The organism is Fusibacter ferrireducens (assembly GCF_015352425.1).
GTDB classification, from domain to species: domain Bacteria; phylum Bacillota; class Clostridia; order Peptostreptococcales; family Acidaminobacteraceae; genus Fusibacter_A; species Fusibacter_A ferrireducens.
In genome coordinates this window covers 1-1,621 of record NZ_JADKNH010000043.1, presented here as the reverse complement: position 1 = coordinate 1,621, position 1,621 = coordinate 1, and the positions used below count along the sequence as shown (strand labels likewise).

Here is a 1,621-nt window from a genome sequence, read left to right as displayed (position 1 = left end):
GGAGAGTAGAACGTTGCTGGTTACAAAGAGATCTGATTGAATAATCAGGTCTCTTTGCTTTTTTGAAAGATCATACCTGTTACATGACGCAACGTTCTCCGCGCTTAAAGCAGCGCAAGGCAGAAGTTGCATAAAAAACGCAACTTCTGAGAGGATCTAACTATTACTGGACTTTATTTTGAACAAAAAAAGAAAGGCACTATTACAAAAAGAAATCTTAGAAATGTAATAATGCCTATTATTTATTAATGTATGGGACAGTGATCAAACAAATAAATCTAATAATCTTGCACTATGAAAATTTATTTTTTTGTGTACAAAAATCTCTTGGCCTTCTTTTATACGTGTGAGGGCTTTGTCGCTCATTTGAGTCTCATATTTTTCAATAGCTCTTTTCATATTAACAAGTTGAGATCTTGCACGTACTTCTGCACTGATGATACCAGCAGAAATTAAGTCCTGTGGTGATGAATCAGATGAAGCTGCTGTTGCAAGTTTAAGCCTTTCTAACTCACTAATGCTATCTAATGTTAATCCATTTGGTATTGAAACACTGACTTGACCACCAATAATGTATTTTTTTCCATCAGGTCCATAAGCATAAATATAGCTTGCTGAACCAACATTGCCTCCGCCAACAATAGAATGTGCAAGTTCGTGATTTTTTACATGCCTCTCCCAATTTTGCATATCCTGTATTTGTTTTTTGATTCTAAAATCATCACTAGAAGATAATTTAACAAATGCAATATCCTTTGTTTTAAATTTTTCATTTTTTTCAAAGAGTACTTCATTGTCGGTAGTTAGGTTCTCCTCTACTTTTGATTTTTCAGCGATGTAATTTTTAAGGTTTTTTTGAATGCTAATTGGATAATTATTTGAATCAATATGCATAAAATCGCCTCACATAAGAAAAAAATTATTAATTTACAATGTATTTTATATATACCCTTAAATGATTTGAAATAAACACTTTGGACTTTCTAACCCTTAAAATGGCGAGGATCAGAATAAATAAAGTAAAAAAGAATATAAAAATTAGCAATTGAATAGAGATAGATTATTTTGATCACCTATTAACAAAGTGATTTAAAGTTGGGATTTTAATGCATTCATATACTTTATATGCTGATAAAAAGATAGGCAAAGAAATATAAATTAAGAATGAATAAAATAACTATTTAATATTTAAAATAACAGTTGACTCTGTACAAAATTTTAGGTATGATAGTAAAGTCGTCAATTGGCGATAGAAAATCTGGTTTTGCTTTTCACTTTGTTAAGCTAATGGAATATTTATTGAGAAGTGTAAAAAAGTGAAAATAATAGTTGACAGTTATGACTATAACTGATATACTAATATAGCTGTCGCACATTATTAAAGATGAGTTAAAAACATTTTAACAATATGTAAACAGCAATACAGGACCTTGAAAATTGAATAGCGCAAATGAATTAAAACACGCAATTCTTTGAGCTTACGGAAGCCATCTTGATGGCGGAAGTTGCTTAACAGAAACAAGTGATAAAGTCGAAAGACAACGGAAACGTTTTGTTGTAAAGACAAAACAAAAGAGCTAAGCGAAAGCTGAGCAAAAAAGGATTATAATTAAGAGTTTGA

The 1,621-nt window shown here is 30.6% G+C and carries 1 protein-coding gene; it reads right to left on the bottom strand.

Annotation, left to right across the window (positions count from 1 at the left end; genetic code table 11):
* Positions 1–264 precede the first annotated feature (264 nt).
* The gene (locus ISU02_RS23690) at positions 265–894 is read right to left on the bottom strand and encodes a putative metalloprotease CJM1_0395 family protein (RefSeq protein WP_194704346.1); all 630 of its coding nucleotides are present in this window, start codon (positions 892–894) and stop codon (positions 265–267) included.
* Between the last annotated feature and the right edge of the window lie 727 nt (positions 895–1,621).

Coding starts and splice junctions, on each gene's coding strand:
- ISU02_RS23690 (WP_194704346.1), bottom strand. CDS start 894: ATGCATATTGATTCAAATAATTATCCAATTAGCATTCAAAAAAACCTT.